Here is a 20,059-nt window from a genome sequence, read left to right on the forward strand (position 1 = left end):
CACTGTTAAAAGGTCGGCCTGGGAGCGAGACCGGCTTTTTTAACAATTGTAGGCACAATTGACTCCCAAGCAACGGCCATAATGTGGACACCTGCTACGCCTTCGATTTGCTGGCACCTCTTGATATATTCGACAGATATTTCAACCGCTTCTGCCTTAGGGTCTTCCGCCTTTTCCAGTCGCTGGCAGAATTCCTCAGAGACCAGCATTCCGGGAACCCCTGTCTGCATGTAGCGCGCCATCCTGGGTGATTTTACCGGCATGATTCCGGCGCAGATATAGGCACGCTTATGCAGGCCGCGCTCGCGCACCTTCTCCATAAAGAGCTCAAATCTCTCCATATCCAGGATGCACTGCGTCTGCACAAAGTCGGCCCCAGCTTCGATCTTCTTTTCCAGGCGAATAGCCCGGAACTCAAAGGGATCTCCGAAGGGGTTTTCGGCACAGCCGATGAAGAACTTAGGTGGAACTTTACATTCCGCCCCGCACTCAAAGCATCCGTCGTCACGCAGCCTCTTCAACATATGGATCAGCTGAACAGAATCAACATCGAAGACGCCTTTGCATCCGGGGTGGTTACCGAAAGCCTGGTGATCACCGGTAAGGCAGAGGACATTGCGAACGCCTAAAGCATAAGCCCCCAGCAAATCGCTCTGCATGGCCAGACGGTTGCGGTCTCTGCAGACCATCTGCAGATTGGGTTCTAAACCTAACTGAATCAAATGCACAGAAGCCGCCCAACTGGAAAGCCGCACAACGGCTGTTTGGTTGTCGGTGAAGTTGATGGAGTCGACAAGGCCCCGCATTTCCTCAGCGTGTTTATCGATCACATCAAAGCTTGCATAGGTTGGAGGACCAATTTCTCCGGTACAGGCAAACTGACCCGAAACCAATACCTTTTCCAGGTTGCTGCCAGCTTTCAGCTTTTCAGGATTAATCTCTTTCAAGGGTCAATTCCTCCTTCACCAGTTTTCTCGGGCCCTTATCTCGGTGCCAGTTCTTGGCCGGGATAAATTCCGCCATCTTATCCAGCTGGCCAAGTGCTTTGAGCCGTTCGTAGATTAAGTGCCAGCCGCAGTCCACATCTTTAGATACTTCGCATTTACCGTACTGGGATCCTCCGCAGGGACCGTTTAATAGGTGTTTGGAGCAGCGTGCTATCGGGCAGATGCCACCTGTTTTGTCAAGAACGCACTCGCCGCACGCCATACAGAACTCTTCCCATTTTCCTATATCGCGGTTGGCCCCCAGGAATTGGGTGTTTACACCCGGATAAACCGGAATGGGCTCGTAAATTTCGGCAAGGTACTGAATTCCGATTCCACAGGCGAGCGAAACGATCGCTTCCACTTCCCTGGCATTGTCCTGGAATTTCAGCAAATACTCCTTGTCACACTGGCGCTCTACAGTCTGTTCGAGCACCTCGATTTCGTTGCCTTCTTTGCTGCGGGCCATCCTAATCTGGGAGGCAAGCAAACCGACCTCTTTTTCCCCACCGGCCAGGCAAACAGTAACACAGCCATAGCAACCGGCTATTAAAATCTTTTTATAAGGTGCGATCATTTGGAGTATCTCTTCAACAGGTTTATTCTCAACAACGATCATTTTATCACCTTCCCCGGATTTGTTCCTAACTGGTGAATACGAGCAGCCATCGAGCGTACAATATCATTAAACTGATTGCCCTGGTTGGCGGCGATATGTACGATCTCGACGCGATCCCCCTCTAAACCGATCTCCTCTAACCTCCTGCGCACCTGCTCTTTGCGCTTTTCAGCCCTTTCATTGCCCCACACATATTTGCAGTTTCCTTTATGGCAGACGAGCAACAATACTCCATCTGCGCCTCGCTCCAGCGCCTTAAGCAGGTAAAGGGCGTCGATTTTACCGGAACAGGGTACCGGCACTATCTGAAGATTCTCTTGGATACCCGGCTCGAGTTCCTTCGCAAACTCAGCCGCCAGTGCGCCGGAGTTCTCGCAGGCATAGGCAACCAATTTAGGAGGACGGGAAACCTTAACAAGTATCTCCTGGTCAGAATAGAAGGGCAACTGAATAGCCTTTCCCGGGCATTCCCCAGCACAAGTTCCGCAGCGACGGCAAGCCAGTGGGTTCATTCTCGCTGCCGAATGATACATATTGTTGAGTGACTGATCATGAATTATTTCAATAGCATGATGAGGGCAACTCCGGTAGCAGGTAAGGCATACAGCGCACTTCTCTGCTGTAACGCGCGGTTGCAGAGCAGGCACTCTGACCTTACCGCCGGCAAACTTGCCCACTTCAGCCTTTACAGCTGCGATCTCTTTATCCAGATCAACCCCGTGAATGGGGCCATGGCAGCTACCGACGAAGAAGATACCCTCTCGGTTTGATTTAATAGGCAGAAAATGAACATTATCCTCCTGGAAAAACCCGCCCGGCCCCAGCCTTAGATCCAGAGCCGCAGCGAGTTCCGCGGTCCCCTGTGCCGGCAGATAATCCTCGGCCAATACGAGATAATCCGTTACCAGCTTGACTCGCTTGGCGAGAAAAGGTTCTTTGTAGCGAACTGTTGCCGCAACGACAGTAGTAAGAATTTGCAAATCCTCGCTATACTTTAAAAAATTCACACCTCGGGCGCGTGCTCGCTCATAATCCTGTTCCAACCGATCGGCAGACACCTTCATATCTTCGTAGAGAACATTAACCTCTTCAGCCCCCCGTTCTTTTAGCGCAATTGCTTTCGATAGAACCGCAGCGCAGGAAAGAAGTGAATCCTTATCGGCTTTACCTAAAACAAAGGTGATCTTCTGACCGGCATAATCCCCTTCTCCTTTCAGAAACTGAGACAGCGTCAAGATTCGATCTCCCGGTTCTACACCATCGTACTTACTCTTATCGTAAACCGGTTGAGCCTCGAGAGCGATCACGATCGACCCGAAACTTTGTTTTGTGTACTTGCCATTGTCCAAAAAACGGACCAAAAAGTTGCCCGGAAATCCGTCAAGCCCGATGACTTTGACCCCTGTTTTGACGGTTATGTTTTTTCTTCCCTGGACCTGAGCTATTCCCTCATGAGTTCCCTCATTGTCGATCACCGTAACAGGCTGACCTTCGGCAATCGCCAGCGCAGCAGCAGCCCCTTCCCGGCCGGCACCGATCACCAAAACATTGGGTAGAACATCGATCTCCTCAAGATAAATTTCACTGCGGGCATGGAGCTGTGAGAGAACTTCGTTGATGGTTGCTATCGCCCCCTCGGTGCTATCCCTTCCGGGAACTGTCAGCTCAACAAACTCTACTTCATAACGGCTGATCCCTTTTACCTCAGCTAGCTGTAAGAACTGCCGTTTGACAGTGGAATCTGTACAGCCGGCAATTAGTAGACGATTGAGGGAATACTTATCAATCTCTTTGTCCATCTTTTCCTGCTCCAGCTTTCCGCAAAGAACACTGGCCACCCGAATATACTCAAAATCGGCTTCACTCTGAATAACTGTTTTAACTTTGTTCAGATCGATGGAATCTTTCAATTTACCATCACAGTCACAGAGGTAGATACCCAGTCTGATATTCTTCTTTTCGCTCATTGAGTTTCCCCCTATTGAAAAACGAACTTTTCTCACACCCCACTTACAGATAACCAAATGTTTTTAGTGAGGTCCTGCTTAACGGCAGGACCTCACTATCTGCTGATGTTTATCTCTGCCTGAACACTTTCGCATAAGAATCGCAGTAAATCGACTGATTCAACAGCACCTCTGCGGTGGCTATGGCATCTACCAGTTCGTCGTCGTTAACGTCCATAATCGCCGAGTCAAGCCCGCAGGTCATTGCCATGACGCAGTACGTCCGGTTGATCAGAGGACGGAACGGGGTGCCCTGGGAAACGTTGCTAAGCCCTAGTGTAGTATGTGGCGGCGGATCGGAAAGTGTCCTGATCTGGCGCAGCGCCTCCAAAACTTCGGGGGCATGGTCCTGTGCAACGTTGCAGGGCAGGATCAGGGGGTCTATAAACAGATCGTCCGGCGAAAGCCCGAACTCGTCTGCAGCCGCCACCAGTTCCATGGCGAAGGCAACACGAGCATCGGCGCTCTTGGGAATACCGCTTTTATCCATGGTCAGGGCGATAATCTTGGCGCCGTATTTCTTCGCCATTGGGAAGACGCGCTCGATCTTCGGCCTCTCACAGGGGCAGGAGTTTATCAAAGCCGGCTTTTTGCAGATCTCCAGGCCTGCTTCGATGGCATCGTAGTTGGTAGAGTCCAGGGCGAGCGGGGTATCGCAGACCTCCTGAATGACCTCCACCATCCAGCGCATCGATTTGACACGATCGGCCGCCGTTGGACCTACGTTGACATCAAGATACGCCGCCCCTGCTTCTGTCTGTTTAATAGCCCATTCCTGGATCGGCTTCGGATCAAACTTGGCGACGGCTTCCCCGATGTCCTTAAACATACCATTAATTCTCTCACCGATCATATAAAAAGCCATCTGCTTACCTCCTCCTTTTTTATAAGTAAATCGCTTACCCCTCACCCATGAAATTAATACACGTTAGGCACCATCAGGCTCTCAATGTGCTTTTTCAGCAGCTTCGCAGCCTCAGGATGCCTCATCAAGACGAGGTCACCACCCGCCTGCAGAAGAGCGGCTGCAGTCATGGCCTCCCACATAATGCCCCTCGGCTTCTGCTCACCCCAACCGGGGCCGGCATCCTCAAGAGGAGCATTGGCTTCCTTCGCCCGCCAGGCTTCTGGACCAGCCAGGCAAACAACCGGGAAGGCCATCATCTTGTCGCCAATCAGAGCTCCCCAGCGCGCTCTCTCCATAATGGAGTAGGAGTATTCGATTCCGTATCCCAGACCACCAGTCAAGGGGTCATTTATGATCTTTTCGGGTGCAACTCCCATTTCGGTAATCATGAGGTTCAGCTGTTTCAAAATATTTATGTCCACCGGTGAACGGGCGATAATGCAGTGTTTGCCCATCATGGCGGCAGCAGCAATACCGCGGTAGTTGTCCTTCTCTGCAAGGCCTATAGCTATGTTTTCACCAGCAGCTGCCTCCGCCACAGCCTGCAGCACCTCATTGTCCTTATCGGGGTTACCTGGCCCCTCTACCATCAAAGGCGCTCCGGTGTTCTCCAAGACGGCTTTGACAACTTTTGCGCACTCATCGGGAGACTTGGAATTTTCCAGTTCCGGATCGGCACCTCTTAACTTCAGGTAAATAACATCCGCTCCCAATTCCTCGGCTTTTTTCGCCCAGGCTACGGGATCTTCCCAAACATCGCTGTAGTACTCGGCAAAGCATTCGTGCCAATCGGGCTTAATATCCCAGATTTCAAACGCTATAACCGGACGGTTGGGTATATCACCTTCAAACTGGAGAAAGGGAAGGGTTGAACTGCCGCCCAGCTTAACAGTATAGGCTCTCGTTCCGCCTTCATCCTTGGTTGCGCCGAGTACTACTTCCTGCACTCTACCAGTAAATTTTTCTTTCAAAATCTCAGCTGGCATAATTTTCTCTCCTTTCTTTACTAAAGTGATAGTTTACCGAACATCTCCCGCGTTGCCTGAACTGCAGGGCAGCTAGCCGGGAGATCCATCATCGGTTTCCCCTCCAGATCGAACTCCACCACCATTGGATCATTGGGCACAATCCCTAACAAATTGAGCGCGGTAGCATCAATCTCACTCTGGAGGGGCTCCGGGTCGGATATTTTCGTGATAATAAGGTACGCTTCTCCTATTTTAATATTTAACGATTTTGCCAGTTCATAGATCCTGCCCGCCGTACGCACACCTTTCGCCGTGGCATCTGAAACGACAAACATAATATCGACATCTTGAATGGTCTGCCGGCTGATGTGCTCCATGCCGGCCTCGTTATCGATCACCATGTAGTCATAATTCTTGTCCAACACGGCAAGGTGTCGCTTGAGCAGGTCGGTCGGAAAACAGTAACATCCTGGCCCTTGCGGTCCTCCCATTACCAGCAGATCAACATCTTTAGTTTCAACAAGGGCTTGGTGAAGCTTTAACTGCAGGTACGTTTCTTTGGTCATGCCGGTCGGGACGTTGTTCTTCTTAATGTCCGCTAAAATTGTTGAGATTGTATTGGGAACCTCGAACCCCAGCGCCTCATTAAGATTGGAATTAGGGTCAGCATCAACTGCCAGTATTGAACCCTTCTTCTGCTCTATCAAATATCTTATCAGGAGTGAAGCGATTGTGGTTTTACCTGTTCCTCCCTTTCCGGCCATTGCTAAATGCTTTGCCATGTTCAAGCCCACCTTTCTCTTTCTTTTTCGCCCATCTATTGTTACAGCTCAGCAAGCGGGTTCCCCGGGCCAACCGTCTAATCTATTAAGCACCTAATTTCAGTTTTGCAAAGGTCCCGATTCCATTGGCCTCGCGCGGTCCGACAATGACCTCCCACCCGGAGAGCTCTTCGATCTTGCCCTTGATCGCTGCGACGCCACCCGGGATTATGAGCTTCTTGTGGCTTACCTTCTGGTTGAGGTCAGAATCCTTCAGCCAGGGACCGATGTTTTCGCCGATGAACTTGCCACCCGCCCAAGCAGTAAGCACTGATAATCCCTCTGTGTCGAAGGCAATCAGGTAGCTCGGAAGCTTGGTCGCCTCAATTTCGGTCTGCACCGTGTAGAAGGTCAACGAGAAGTTGGTCGTAATGTAGACAGGAGAATCCGGCGTTACATCGCCGATGGCATAAACACCGGGCTGCACCGCGATCGGCTTCTGCGGATCGGTGTAAATATTGTCTCTCCAGCTGAATAGCGTCAACAGGCTGGCAAGTTCGGTTGTCTTCATAACGACGACACTGGCATACTTAGAGACATAGACCTGCGCCTGTAGGGCCTCCAGGTACGGATCCTCTTCTGTGGTGAAGGCAATCGTTGGGTAACCGAATGGCCGGAAGCGTTTTTTGATGGCCTGCCGCCGGATCTGGGTAAGGTCGGCCAGCACCTTGGATGTTTCACGCTCGCCGCTATCCAGGATCAGCTCCTTGTAACCGAGCCCTACGATTTTCCCTACCAGATCTGCCAGATCGCTCAGGTCCTTGCCCTTAACAACCAGGGGAGCATTGATCTTCTTAGCGATTTCAACCATCTTTTCGTAGTTGTCGCCGTTGGCAGCATAAAGAATCGGTTTCCGCTCCGCTACACCGGCTGCCGCCGCCTCTATCGCTGCCGGATCCTCGCTGACCAACAGTAGCACCTTGCCGGTCTTGGCAGCAGCCGCAGCCACGGCATTCTTGAAGGTATCAGCATTACCGGAGGCGTTAACTATGGCTACACCGTCAATCTCATACCTCTGTCCGACACGCTCGAAGACAATCCCGTTAATCTCCTCAACTTTCGCCTCAACATTGCTGTCATCAGCCACCTCGATGAAGATACCCGTCGGGTGATAGAAGGTTTTGTCATGACGGAAGATGACCTGCTCATCACCCATCTCGAGCACCTTGTCCCCTGACCCCGCTTTTACGAGTTTAATCGGCGGAGCTGTTGCCGACTCCAGGGCTTCTTTGGCCTCATCGGAGACATAAGGGCACTGATCCAGCGTAGCCTTCCCCGCTGCCAGAGCCATGGCGAAAGCCATGCACGTCGGTACGCCACACTCTTTACAGTTTGTCTTTGGAAGCAGCTTGAAGATAGCTAGTCCTGTTAAACCCATTTGTCACTTCTCCTTTCTTTACTTTATTCTTTTTTTAAAGAACCATCCCAGGGTCACCGGGAGGAACCGGTGACCCTGGTACTGGGTTCTTCTCAGCGTTACATCAGCGGATCCATCTTAAGTGCAGGATGCCCCTTCTCCTCAAGGTAGGGCAGGATCTCATCTGCGGTAACGCCTATTGTTTCATCAGCGATCATATCGGCGAAGTTGTCCCCAAAGCCTTCTTCCTTACCACGTTCATTCAACTGATCCCGCAACTGCTCCTTCAACTCTTTGGGCATCCAGACGAGCCTTCCGATTCCACCGTCGGCTGGCAGGAATTTGCGGCTTACGAGGTAGAGGCGACCGACTCCAATAAATCCTGGTGTCTGGTTACCACCACCGACCATACCGGCCAGGGTAGAGAAGGTCATACCCACGGGAGTATCCCCTTTATGCTCACGGGTGGTTACCATGATGCCGTTGCACTCGGGCACTACCGCCAGGATACACTCGCAGCACCCGCAGGTAGTCATCGGGCGGTCCATCATGGTGTACATGCAGACCGAAGTCGTCTTCCCTTGGGTTCTGGCTGCTGCCTCTTCGTTAAGGGAAGACCACTCGCCCTTAACAGGATCGATCACATACTCCGACGTAATCGGTACGGGCTGGCAGACACCAGTCGGGTCGATCTCATAAGTTGCCTTGGCGTCAAGCCAGCTGACGGCACCGCAGAGACCCGTCCGCTCCGGAGACACAAAACAGATATGGGTGGGTGCAAAGGACTGGCAGAGGGTGCAAGTGTAGAAGACGTCTACCGCATCGTCCCGCAGGTTCTTCAGCCTGTCATCACGCTTCTGGTACTTCTCCCGCGCCTCTTTTAATAGTTTTTCGACTTCTGAAGCATCTGTCATGAACTGCACCTCAAGCCTGTCGACTATTGCAGCATACTCTTTCTTGTAGTAGGCGTAGAGAATCTTTCCGATATCTTTGAGGGTCACGCCCTTCTCACGTGCCGCTTTGCTGATACGCGCCCAGTTCTGGTCCCTCTGACCCATGTGCCAGACGCCTTCACCGTAGTTGAAGTAGTAGTGTACCCTCCGCTCGAGGACCGGCTCGAAGTCCTCCTGGAATTTCCGCCCGTAAACCTTGATCAAAATCCCCAAAGGATAGGCCTTCCCTTCCTCCATCTGGTCGACATCGGGGCCGATCACCTCGATCTTGCCGTCGGTAACCTCCTCCGCCGGAACCATCTTGACCAGCTCGCAGGCAGGGGAACGCCCGCCGCCGAACTCGACAAACATATCGGCCTTGCGGATGGCTTCCCCCTCAAAGGCAGGGCCGTGAGCAATCGGAACGTCAATATCAATGGCGGTAATCTTTATTCCGCGCACCTCGATGCCTTCCTGCACCATTTCATCGTAATCGGGAACAGAGAAGTACCAATCCGGCCAGATCTCGTCTTCATCAAGCGGCTGATCGACAAGGCACGGGAAGCCCAGGTAAATGGCAGCGAAGCAGGCGGCAACCTTTACTATATCCCTCTCTCCCAGCGCCATCACGAAAACGAGAATACGGTCACGCTGATAGTTCCTGTGCATAAACTTGTCGCCGGCTGGGATGCCCGGGAAGATTGAGGAGGCACGAAGAGCATAGTTAACGGCATGGATGACCTGGGTGAAGTTACCCAGCGGATACACCGGCCAAGCATCAATATCAAACTTATATCCTTTCTCCAGCAACTGCTCGATGACTTCGTCCACCAGGAAGATCATGAAGCCCTTTTGCACCAGCTTGTTGACAATCCTGAGGGCATCATCGGAGGTCCGGAAGCGGCCAACGATTACAACTTCGCCCGGGATCGTCCAGTCTACGTGTTTGATACCCCATTTACGAACATAAGTGTCAGAGAGAAACCCTGTCCACGGTCTGGGGAGAAATTCATGTGCTCCTGTTGCATATCTTACTGCCTCGATAATTTCCGCTGCATGGATAACTGCCTCACCCCAGAGAAGTGCATTCTCCAATGTGAGTTCCAACCGCACCTGATCCCTCATTTTATTGAGAATCGGTACGAATTCGCCTAATGTCCTGATCTCTAACCCGCTCAAAGCTCTGATGGCCGGAATAAAGTATGCTGTTTCTCCGCCATAGCCTACAGGGTGATCTTCTCCATAATCCTTGATCGCCTTGTTGAGCAGGATCTCGGCGTAACTGAGGGCAACAATGGTCCCCTCATATGCCTGTCGGAACAGTTTTTTAGGTTCTTTTCCCGGCTCTATAGAACCTTCGTAGATCTCTTCAAATCTTTCTCTTTCGACGCGCCACGCTGTGGACATGCTTTTTCCCCCTTTCCTCTAGGCTCCTTAAAATGCCTGGCAAAGTTCGGTTCCATACTCTTCAGCAGCCTTCATATGAACCTTGAGCTTCCAGGCCCGGTACTCGAGCGCTGCCAGCAGTTTCTTCGCTGCCTCTTGAGGATCAGTTTCCAGGATGAAGTAGCCGCCGAAGACATCGTGGGCTATACAGGTGACAACACTCCACACCAAATTGCTGCCTTCCAAGGGAGGCATAGCACCAACATGGCAGGGAATGCCGCTAGCAACCACCCAGGTACCGATTGCAACAGCTTTCTCACTCATTCCCTCTGGAGCAGTAGCCACAAACGGGACTTTAGGAACATCCACATTAAGCGCATTTGCCATTTCTGTCCAGAGATCGAGGATACGGCTGTTGTCCACACAGGAACCCATATGGAAGGCCAACGGTAATTTATCTGAAAGCTTATCCTTATTAGCCTCGTAAAGCCTGTCGATAAACCTCTTCAGACCAGGTCCTGCATATTTCTCAACCGCTTCATAGTTCAACAGACCATGCTTGGCAGCAGCCTGCATCACACATCCGGTACCGACCATGAAGACATTGTTTTTGGCCAGCTCTTTAACAATCTCGGTATGATTCTTCTCGTATACTGCCTCCAGGTTGTTGCACCCGGCCAGTGCACAAACACCGGCAATTTCCCCATTAATAATGGCATCCGTGAGAACCTTGATGGGATTGTCCGGGTTAATAGCTGCAAAGAGATCTAATAACGCTTCCAGGCTGAAACCAGCCATTAACTTGTTTTTAAACTGCGGAATCCTTACAGGCCGCCCAGTATTCTTGCGGTCTTTATATGCTTCTATGGCCAATCTGATAATGGCCTCTGCACTCTTCTTGGCCTTAGAGTCTTCAAAAGAAAAGTGGTAGGAACCAGGAATCTTAGATATCGACATCGTCGTTACCAGCTTGGTATTAAAGCACTCACAAACATTGCGCAGTCCGGGCATGATACACTGCACGTCAACGACCATGACATCGATGGCACCTGTTGCTATGGCCAGCTCCTGGGCCATGTAACTGGTAGCGATGGGGACCCCATTGCGCATCAGGACCTCGTTTCCGGTGCAGCAAATACCAGAAATTCCGATTCCCTTGGCACCAGCAGCCTTAGCCTCTTCCTCGAGCTCCCTCGCGGTATCTACAACCATCTGGCTCAGTACAGGGTTGTGGCCGTGAACGATGATGTTCACCTTATCCGGATCGATGACGCCCAGGTTGGCCTCACTCATGACAGGCTTAGGCGTACCGAAGAGAATATCCGAAATATCCGTGGAAATATGCTCTCCTGTTACGTCAGCGAGAGAACACTTAATTCCGCCAAAAATCAAGTTAACGGGATCGGCATCGACACCCACATGCGTACGGTGCATAACCTCAACAACTTCACGATCAATAGCCCTGGGCATCGTGTCAGTTTCTTCATACTTTTTAATTCGCTTTTCACAAATGTTGGCTTTCAAGAATTTACAGCCCTCAGAAGTATGGCGCCCATAGTCCTCAAAGGCAACTTCTGCAACTTCTTTAGCAAGATCCAGATCGGATTTGCCTTCGATTTCCAGGCCGATTTTCTTGGCAACGCGGCGCAGCTTATCGGGATCCCTGACTTCGTAATCAGGGGCATGCCCTTCAGCCAAATGATAAAGGACTTCGACGAGCTCTCGTCCGTGGTCGGAGTGCGCGGAGCAACCGCCGGCCATCATTCTGATGGCATTACGAGCCACGATAGTATAGTCTCTGGCGCCGCAAATACCCATGCTGCCGGGCCCTTCCACGCCCTTTATCCGGCAGGGACCGGCAAAGCAGATGCGGCAGCAAATACCCTGATAGCCAAAAGCACACTGCGGTTGTTGGGCAGACCAGCGGTCAAACGCCGTGATGATGTTGTTTTCCTTGGTATACTCCAAAATTTCCAACGCCGCTGGATCCACCGTGCGCATTATGTTCTTCGGTTCTTTAATTCTGTTCTTCCGGTCCACCGACGGTTTGGAATTCTGTAAAGAGGTATCCCTAAATCTCGGCATACATTTAACCCCCTTTTAATTAAGGTCAAAACAAACCTCAAATCAACCAGGAACCCGAATTTCCTTGCGACCTCCACAAGGCTCCTCAACTCTTTGCAGCTGTACCCGCTTCAACATCACCCCCTCTAATCAGGTTAAAGATATTACTGACTGAATTAATAAGTATTTCCTCCATCTCTCTGGGCTCGTCGAGCATCGACTTCTCCCAGAGCTCATCATTGTATTGCATCACACCCAATAATTCATCTTTATCAAAAGAAGACATTAAAAATTCTTTCTCCCGGCTGTTGCGGACCTTGTTGCCTACTATTCGTATTTTGGGAACGCCTATTTCTCTTGCCAGCTTTTGGATCACCCGCGCTGTCTCCACGCTGACCCTTGTCGGCTCGGTGACAATCAGCATCAGGTCTACTCCCCGAGCAGTGCCGCGGGTTAGGTGTTCAATACCTGCGCCGAAATCGAGGATAACCACATCATGATTGCCGAGAAGGAGAGAATTCACAACAGCATTAAGGAAGGAGTTCTCAGGGCAGTAACAGGCAGTCCCTGCCTGTTTGTAACCGCCCATGCGGAGCAGTTTGATATTGCTGAGGTCGATGGAATATTTGTCAAGAACGTCATCAACTTGAGGATTGAGGATATAGAATGCTCCTCCCGCTCCCGTCCGCTCCTTTATCAATTCTTTCATTTCTATCAGCGGTGGCTGAGCGGCAAGTTGCTCTTCAGGTACTCCCAGAGTGGTTCCCAGGCTGATATCGGGATCGGCGTCAACTGCGTATACCTGATAACCACAGCGGGCAAAGTGCTTCGCCAGTCCGGCGGCAAGGGTGGTTTTTCCGACTCCTCCCTTGCCTGTAACGGCTATCTTCACGACAACACTCCCTTTCTAAATAAACAGCAGTGCAACCGGACATTTTGCTACTGTCTTTTGAGTGGCCCCCTTTTGATTGCCCCCTGGGATCACGAATCAGTTGTTTTGGTCATTGATACCCACTAAAAACGCCATTATTTGTGTTCTACACAGCCTCTTAAAATCCTCCTTTAAATGCTCAAAAAGCAAATCACTTTTGCTCAGCACTTATAAGCGAAATGAACGCGCGCACAAAAAGAAGGCCGTAGGACTTTAAAATGTATATTCGCTAAAGGATGAAAATTTCCTTCTTAGGCTAAAAATATTCTCCAACCTGAACATTAATTTCTTAATAAAATGGTTATCATCAACAACAGCGAAGTTAGAAGGGCCGCCCCGAAGATGATCTCGGAGAGGTGGAAGCGAACAAAAAAAGATGAAGGGTTACTGCTTACCAGAATGGCGCCAGCAATGAGGAGGCTCGAAAGAATCATGCTCAGCGCCAGCTGGTGTATCCCCCTTCTCAGTTGATTAACCGCAAAGGGCAACTCCCGGTTTTCTACAGAAATGACAAATCGACCGCTCCTCATCTTTTCGATAACCTCTTCTGCCAAAGCAGGAAGATGAGCAAAACCGCTAGCGGTTTGAGCAAGATTTTGCCTGATTATATGGAGAAGCCGACGGGGATCATAACGGTGCAAAATGACGCGTCTGGCGAATGGTTCGGCTATTTCTACCAGGCTGATGTCGGGCGCCAGTTCCCTTATCGTACCCTCCAGAGTAACCAGCGCCTTAACCGCCATCACGAAGTCGGACGGCGCCTGAATCTGATGTCGCCAGGCGACTTCCATAAGTTCTTGAATAGATACACCGACCTGGATCTCACTTAAAGGCATACCGTAATACTTTCGTTCCAGCCTGCTTATATCACGTCGCAATCCTGACAGATCCGGTTGCTTGTTGGCCATCCCGATCCTTAAGATTCCTCTTAGAACCCCGTCGATATCATGGCGGGCGAGGGCCAGCACTAAGTCGGCGGCTTTTTCGCGCAGCTCCTCATCGAGGTGACCAACCTGCCCGAAATCGAGAAAAACTATTTTATTCCCCGGAAGTATGGCGAGGTTTCCGGGATGAGGATCGCTGTGAAAGAAGCCGTCAATATATATTTGCTTAATGATGGAATCGACCAGGGTTTGGGCGATGAATCGAGGATCAAAACCTGCATCAAGCAGTTCCTTCCGGTTGGTTATCTTGCGCCCCTTTACATACTCAAGCACCAGCACCCGCTCTGTTGTGTAATCCCAGAAAACTTTGGGTATATAGACATGCGGGTCCTCTTGCATATTCTTTTTTAAGATTTCGGCATTGCGCCCTTCCAGGGTAAAGTCCAACTCCTCCAAAAGGGTGTTTCGAAATTCCGCCACCATTCCGGCGATATTATAAATTCTTCCCACTCGGGTACGGTGCTCCACAATTTTAGCAATATCTTCAAGAATCTCCAAATCAACACGGATCATCCGGGCAACCCCGGGACGACGAATTTTAACGACAACGGCCTGTCCGTCCGGCAGTGTTGCCCGGTGGACCTGGCCGATAGATGCCGACGCCAGTGCTTGGGGTTCAAACCCGGCGAATATTTCGTTAATCGGGCGCCCGAATTCCTCCACAATAAGTTTCTCCACCTCTTCCGAGGAGAGAGGCGGTACATGATCCTGGAGCTTGGACAGTTCTTGTAGGTACTCCGCAGGCAGGAGATCGGCTCTTGTACTGAGCAACTGGCCGAGCTTGATAAATGTCGGCCCCAATTCGCCTAACACCCTTGCTACCCGCTGCGGCAGGTTGGCAAGTTCATCTTTCCCGGGGGCAACGGCTTTTTTTAAACGGCGATGCAGCGGCAAACCGGGGAGATCAAGCCTTTCAACAACAAAGCTAAATCCATTTCTGATCAGGACGCTTAATATTTCCTGGTAGCGGTGCCAGTGTCGGTAGTGATACAACAGTCCCCTGCTTCTAATCATTTGGGGATGCTCCCTTCACCTGCCCACAGATTCCTGTAACAAACTTTTATGCTGCCGCTTCACAGGGTAGAAGTATAAGCCTACCGTACCGGGACCGATATGCGCACCGATGACAGGCCCCACCGGGCAGTAATCCGGGCGACAATCGGGCAGAAGATTTTGGACCCGGCGCATTAAATCTTGCCCCAAATTTTCCGCCCCCACATGAACAACAGCAACCTCCAGATCGGGGCATGTACGGTAATCCCTTTCCAACTCCTCAAGGATCCTCTGTAACCCCTTCTCCCTCGTCCGCACTTTTTCATATACATCAATAATGCAGTTCCTCTCTTTATTAAAAAAGAGGATAGGCCTGATCTGTAGCAGTGTTCCGATAAGAGCCGCAGCGCCTCCGATCCTCCCTCCCCGCCGCAGGTATTCCAGGGTTTCCGGCAAAAAGTAGAGCTTCTGGTTATCAACGATGTAGTTGATGATTTCCAGAACTTTATCTTTTTCCAACCCCGCATCTGCTGCCCGCACCGCCGCTTTGAGTATCATGTAGATGGCAACTGCAGTGGCATTGGAGTCAACAACCGTTATATCCAGTTCCGGCAGCATTGCCGCAGCAGAGCGCGCCGATTTTATCGTTCCGCTGATCCCTTCGGTGATGTGGACTGAAATAATGCTTTCCACCTTTTCCCCCAGCTTTTGATAGACATTCAGAAAATCGCCTATTGACGGCTGGGAGGTGGTCGGGAGAGTGGAGGCCTGACGAAGCCTTTTATAAAATCCGTCAAAATCATCGAATAAGTCCACTTCGGGATAACTCTCTTCTTCAAAATTAATGGTCAGAGAAACCACTTCGATCTGATGTTGTTCCTTGAAAGCAGGGGGGAGGTATGCCGTACTGTCAGTAACAAATCCGATCTTTTTCATGACCCACCTCTTAAGATTATTAGTCCTGTTTTAAAGTTTATTATAGCATTATAAACAGAATTTTACATGCATAGCCCCGGTTTCATTGTCCGGTAATTGCTGATCAGTATCAAATCCCCAAAACCACAATCAGAGAAAACAGATCATTCCAGCCGCCGGCTCTGATGGGGGCTCAGATCTGCCTGCAGCTTCCCCTCCCTGGGCGCTACCTGCCCTCGGTGCGGCGCGGGCTCAGCCGGTAAAATGCCCGCAGTGCGGTGCAGCAACAAACCGGCACCTCCCATGCCGCAGGGGATGCGGAGGTGTCATAGCGGCCTCCGCAGGCCGGATAGAGGAGTGCCGGTGCCATCAAATTACATGCGGAATCGCTGTACCTTACCGGCGGACCCGGAAAAAAGCCCGGCAGCTGCCATGGGGAAATCCCTGCAGCACCGGGCTCAATCCTCCTGCTCCCCATATAAACGAATTGGTGAATTATATTCCGCTAAAGACACCCAGTAAAATTTACTCCGGTGGGCTGCCGACTTTTTTAAGGAGTATTGTTTTGCGTGTTTCGTCGTTATAGGGATAGCTATCGGGCATAAAGTATATATTATTCTTGGGTATGACGATCAACAGAGTTCCCGGCACATCCAGAGGTTCATTTCGAATGACCACCATTTCCTCGATAAGACCGGATGCAGCTGCAATATCTTTTTCCCGAAAGAGCGTGTTTTGGACAAAGATAAAAGGGCATCCCCGGTATCTTGCGAAATCCCCCGGAGCAATCGAGGCAAACCTTTTCCCCTGGGTGCCAGGAAAATAGACTCCGATCATTCCGTTCTCTTCTTCCTTGAAATAGCCCTCTTTTACAATTCCCTTCCCGGTGGTGGGCGTGATGTTTTTCTTCTTAATGTCGGGAAAGTGCAACACAATTTTTACCCCGTTTTTGGCCGGTTCCGCGCGCACGTACAGATCCAGCGTCCCTTTTTCCTCCTTGGGTTCCTCCTTGGGTTCCCCAGGCAGCTGCCGCACCGCAGGAAAAATTGCCAGGAAAACCAGCACCGAAACAACGACCGAAACAATAGCTGAACACAAGACAACTTTCAGCCAATCTGCTTTCTTCAAGGCTCCAGAACTCCTTTCTTATGATATCCCTCTTGGTTTCTCTCATCATCTGGGTGTTGCTCTTTGCAAACTGGTATCAGTTGCCATCATTAGCATATCAAAGGGGATAAGGAAAAACAAGGGTCGATTTTAAGATATCTTTTGTCGAAATTATTTTGAACAGTAAGATTTCTTCCTGCCGTGTTGCATTTGGGAAAAAGACACTGCTAAGAGGGGAAAAATCGACTGTTGATATTTGGAAAGAAGCTGCTAACCCAAAGGTAGGGCAGGAAGGTTAGGCTATTCCTCTATTACTATGACCCTTGACCTTTATTACAGCCACTTAACCCGGCTTACAGGAAGCCTGGCAGGAATGTTGATGGCCTGTGAACAAAGAAAAAGCCCTGCAAAAGATACAAGGCAAAAAAATTAAGACACTACCATATCGCTTACCGGCAGACAGTGCGCTTTTTCCGGTTAAGTTTTCCCTTCAATTGCAGTTAACTGCGCTACTGATAGGTGATAAAAGGCTTCCGCTTAAAACCCCGGAAGCCTTCTCATTTCTGGTGCGGCTGAGAGGACTTGAACCTCCACGGTCGCAATGACCACTAGAGCCTGAGTCTAGCGCGTCTGCCAATTCCGCCACAGCCGCTCAATTTCAGTAAACAAGATAACACGTTTATTTCCTGCTGTCAAGACCATCATCTGTTGTTTTTGTTACTTCAATCGGGTAACAGCACCGATTTTATTTTTTGAATCCGAAACTGCTGCTTCCCCGTCCTTCCAGTAGATTCTCACTTTATCTCCCTGTTTCAGCGGGGTTGTAAATTGGGCTTCTTTCCCGTTGATCAGTGTTACCAGTTTAGATGACGCCCGCTTTGGGTGCTGGTCAAAAGATATATATTTAAAGACATCGGCCAGGATGGGAGTGTATCCGCCCTCTTCCAAACAGAATTCATCGCCGTCTTCCACAACCTCATCTTCATTAACCTCTCGGCCGTTCTTGAGGATCCTCATTTCGCCTCCTCGCAAAATAATGCCTTCGCCATTAACAAAAACCTTGATCCCCGTTCCCTGGTGAGGGATCCTTTTTTGGGTCAGCAGATCTCTTACCCTTAATACGGAAGCCGGTTCAAAATCAAGGACATCTCCATCAGCGATCGGGTCTTGTAAATCGGCACTGTTACCGTTGATACGAACGGAAACAGCCCCCCTCCGGAGTTCCTCCGGCTTGCCGTTGATTGTAATCCGTACCGGCCTCAGGGCAATCTGCTCTTCTGAAAAACCCGCAGCAAGCAGGGCATCCCGAACCGTCCTGACAGGGCGCCAGGTTACCCGTGAGCGATCCAGAAGTGGGGTGGAGGGAGCAACCACTTGGCCGTTCATATAGATCAAATATTGAAGACTATACTCTTTGTTATTACAAGTTATCCGTTTCACCGGAGCTTCCTGCTGGGGAAGGAGATCCGCTATCAGAGCCTCTGCATCCCTTCCCGGTTCGGGTTTTCCCACTTTGATTATCGAGTTGGGAGGCAGTACGGTATCGATTCGGGCGGGTTCCCCGTTGAGATAGATCGGAGCCGGCCTGCCCGTTTCCCCCTTAATCATCCGCAATTCCCCATTGACTTCTACAGTAAGGGGTCTCCCTGGCTGCCCGCAAAGATCGGAAAATTTAATATCGGCGGCGAGCAAGGCCTCCCCAATGGTGGTGCCGGCTCCCCGAAACAGCTTGACGGCCCTATCGTTGACCTGAATCTGACAGAGTCCGAGAGCCTTGGGACGCATAGCCATAAAAGCTATCCCCAAAAGTGTCACCCCATCGGGGCCGGAAATATCCCGGCTCAACCCCTTAACTTCCCGCACCTTATCGGCACTGCGCACCGCTACCCGTTCCCCTGAAAGGCCCAAATATTCCGCCAGCTCTCCCGTAATCCCCGGCGTCATGCTGCCTCCGCCGATACAGATCACGGCCTGGGGTGGGCCTCCGTTGAGCTCGACGATGCTTTCTCCGATCCGCCGGGCGATTTCATGAACCGCATCTTTCAGGGAGGCAACTATCTCCGCCCCGTCAACCCGCCGCTTCAGGCCGAGAACGTCCCGAAAAGACAGGGTCTTTTTCGCGGTCAACTTCCTTTTAACCTTTTCCCCGGTTAGAAAATCTAAAAGGTAGAGGCTGCACAATTTTTCGGTCACTTCATCACCCGCCAGCGGAACCATGGCATAGGCGGTCACCGTACCCCCTGCCGTGATGGCGATATCGGATGTCCCCGCGCCGATATCCACCAGGGCCAGATTCAACCCCCGCATGGTCGAGGGAATGGCATACTCCAAAGCTGCTATCGGCTCCAGCGTCAAAAGCTCCATTTCCAGATTGTTGCGTTCCAGAACCGCCAGCAAGGAGTCCACAACAACGCAGGGCAAAAACGTTGCAATAAGCTCAAGGCCAAGAGAGCTTCCTCTCTGCCCGACCGGGTTGCCGATCTTTTTACCATCCAGATAGTAGGAATAGATGCTGTATCCGACGCAGTAATACCGGTCCCTGGCCGGCCCGGCCTCTGATAGTGACTGCTGCGCCTGTCGGACGGCATCCAGCTCCAAACAAGCAACCTGATCCTCGTTGATCTCATCCCAGGGGGAAAGATCCTGTTCGGCCTTTTTGCGGACGGTGATCAGCGCCCGCCCGGCAGCAGCAACGGCAACCTTCCGCAGTGGCATCTGGAGCATCTGCTCTAGTTCCTGCTTTACCTCTGCCACCACTCCGGCTACCTTTTCAACATCCTGGATCTGGCCGTCCAACATCGTCCTTTCCCGGTGTTCCTTCTTGGCCACGGCGAGTATCTGGGGTTCGGGACCGGTTTCCATTACCAGCCCCTTCACCGTCCGTGTTCCGATGTCCAGGGCAAATATCAATCGGGAATCAGCCAATTAGATCACCTTCTTAATGAAGGAATATAATGGTATTTTGACCAATTATCATCTTAATAAAGAGATTGCCTCCTGCACACCTTATAAATGATATCAAGTTGTTTTTATGGGGAGGGTGAACGCAATGAAAATCAAACATCTGCTCATCCTGAGCGCGCTCTTGATTGCCTGAGCTTTCCCGGCGGCAGCAAGTGCTCT

Annotated in this window: 14 protein-coding genes and 1 tRNA gene; all 15 read right to left on the reverse strand. The window is 50.9% G+C overall.

Annotated elements, in window-relative coordinates:
- Nucleotides 1-5: 5 nt before the first annotated feature.
- The gene (locus TPH_RS07545; RefSeq protein WP_015050597.1) at nucleotides 6-947 is read right to left on the reverse strand and encodes a methylenetetrahydrofolate reductase; all 942 of its coding nucleotides are present in this window, start codon (nucleotides 945-947) and stop codon (nucleotides 6-8) included.
- Nucleotides 934-1,605, reverse strand: a complete 672-nt coding sequence (locus TPH_RS07550; protein ID WP_015050598.1) for a methylenetetrahydrofolate reductase C-terminal domain-containing protein — start codon at nucleotides 1,603-1,605, stop codon at nucleotides 934-936. The genes TPH_RS07545 and TPH_RS07550 overlap by 14 nt, the downstream gene beginning before the upstream one ends.
- Nucleotides 1,602-3,572: a hydrogenase iron-sulfur subunit gene (locus tag TPH_RS07555; RefSeq protein ID WP_015050599.1), complete on the reverse strand. Its 1,971-nt coding sequence runs from the start codon at nucleotides 3,570-3,572 to the stop codon at nucleotides 1,602-1,604. Before TPH_RS07555 ends, TPH_RS07550 begins: the two co-directional genes overlap by 4 nt.
- Nucleotides 3,573-3,681: 109 nt before the next feature.
- The gene (locus TPH_RS07560; protein ID WP_015050600.1) at nucleotides 3,682-4,476 is read right to left on the reverse strand and encodes a methyltetrahydrofolate cobalamin methyltransferase; all 795 of its coding nucleotides are present in this window, start codon (nucleotides 4,474-4,476) and stop codon (nucleotides 3,682-3,684) included.
- Nucleotides 4,477-4,529: 53 nt separating this feature from the next.
- Nucleotides 4,530-5,504 carry an acetyl-CoA decarbonylase/synthase complex subunit delta gene (locus TPH_RS07565; protein WP_015050601.1) on the reverse strand — a complete coding sequence of 325 codons (975 nt, stop codon included), beginning with the start codon at nucleotides 5,502-5,504 and terminating at the stop codon, nucleotides 4,530-4,532.
- Between the two features lie 20 nt (nucleotides 5,505-5,524).
- Nucleotides 5,525-6,268: an ATP-binding protein gene (locus tag TPH_RS07570; protein ID WP_015050602.1), complete on the reverse strand. Its 744-nt coding sequence runs from the start codon at nucleotides 6,266-6,268 to the stop codon at nucleotides 5,525-5,527.
- 85 nt (nucleotides 6,269-6,353) lie between these two features.
- Nucleotides 6,354-7,685 (reverse strand): acetyl-CoA decarbonylase/synthase complex subunit gamma, encoded by a 1,332-nt coding sequence (gene acsC / locus TPH_RS07575; RefSeq protein WP_015050603.1) that lies wholly within the window; start codon nucleotides 7,683-7,685, stop codon nucleotides 6,354-6,356.
- A gap of 98 nt (nucleotides 7,686-7,783) precedes the next feature.
- Nucleotides 7,784-10,003, reverse strand: coding sequence for an acetyl-CoA decarbonylase/synthase complex subunit alpha/beta (gene acsB / locus TPH_RS07580; RefSeq protein WP_015050604.1), 2,220 nt, complete (start codon nucleotides 10,001-10,003; stop codon nucleotides 7,784-7,786).
- 27 nt (nucleotides 10,004-10,030) lie between these two features.
- Nucleotides 10,031-12,067, reverse strand: coding sequence for an anaerobic carbon-monoxide dehydrogenase catalytic subunit (gene cooS / locus TPH_RS07585; RefSeq protein WP_015050605.1), 2,037 nt, complete (start codon nucleotides 12,065-12,067; stop codon nucleotides 10,031-10,033).
- Between the two features lie 85 nt (nucleotides 12,068-12,152).
- Nucleotides 12,153-12,938, reverse strand: a complete 786-nt coding sequence (locus TPH_RS07590; RefSeq protein WP_015050606.1) for an ATP-binding protein — start codon at nucleotides 12,936-12,938, stop codon at nucleotides 12,153-12,155.
- A 320-nt stretch (nucleotides 12,939-13,258) separates the two neighbouring features.
- Nucleotides 13,259-14,935: an ABC1 kinase family protein gene (locus tag TPH_RS07595; RefSeq protein ID WP_015050607.1), complete on the reverse strand. Its 1,677-nt coding sequence runs from the start codon at nucleotides 14,933-14,935 to the stop codon at nucleotides 13,259-13,261.
- A 15-nt stretch (nucleotides 14,936-14,950) separates the two neighbouring features.
- Complete coding sequence (locus TPH_RS07600) at nucleotides 14,951-15,850, reverse strand: DegV family protein (protein WP_015050608.1); 900 nt, start codon at nucleotides 15,848-15,850, stop codon at nucleotides 14,951-14,953.
- A 504-nt stretch (nucleotides 15,851-16,354) separates the two neighbouring features.
- Nucleotides 16,355-16,957 (reverse strand): hypothetical protein, encoded by a 603-nt coding sequence (locus tag TPH_RS07605; protein ID WP_015050609.1) that lies wholly within the window; start codon nucleotides 16,955-16,957, stop codon nucleotides 16,355-16,357.
- 543 nt (nucleotides 16,958-17,500) lie between these two features.
- A tRNA-Leu gene (locus tag TPH_RS07610) sits at nucleotides 17,501-17,588 on the reverse strand.
- Nucleotides 17,589-17,653: 65 nt separating this feature from the next.
- Nucleotides 17,654-19,861 carry a cell division protein FtsA gene (locus TPH_RS07615; RefSeq protein WP_015050610.1) on the reverse strand — a complete coding sequence of 736 codons (2,208 nt, stop codon included), beginning with the start codon at nucleotides 19,859-19,861 and terminating at the stop codon, nucleotides 17,654-17,656.
- Between the last annotated feature and the right edge of the window lie 198 nt (nucleotides 19,862-20,059).

The sequence above is a fragment of the Thermacetogenium phaeum DSM 12270 genome (genome assembly GCF_000305935.1).
GTDB lineage: Bacteria > Bacillota > DSM-12270 > Thermacetogeniales > Thermacetogeniaceae > Thermacetogenium > Thermacetogenium phaeum.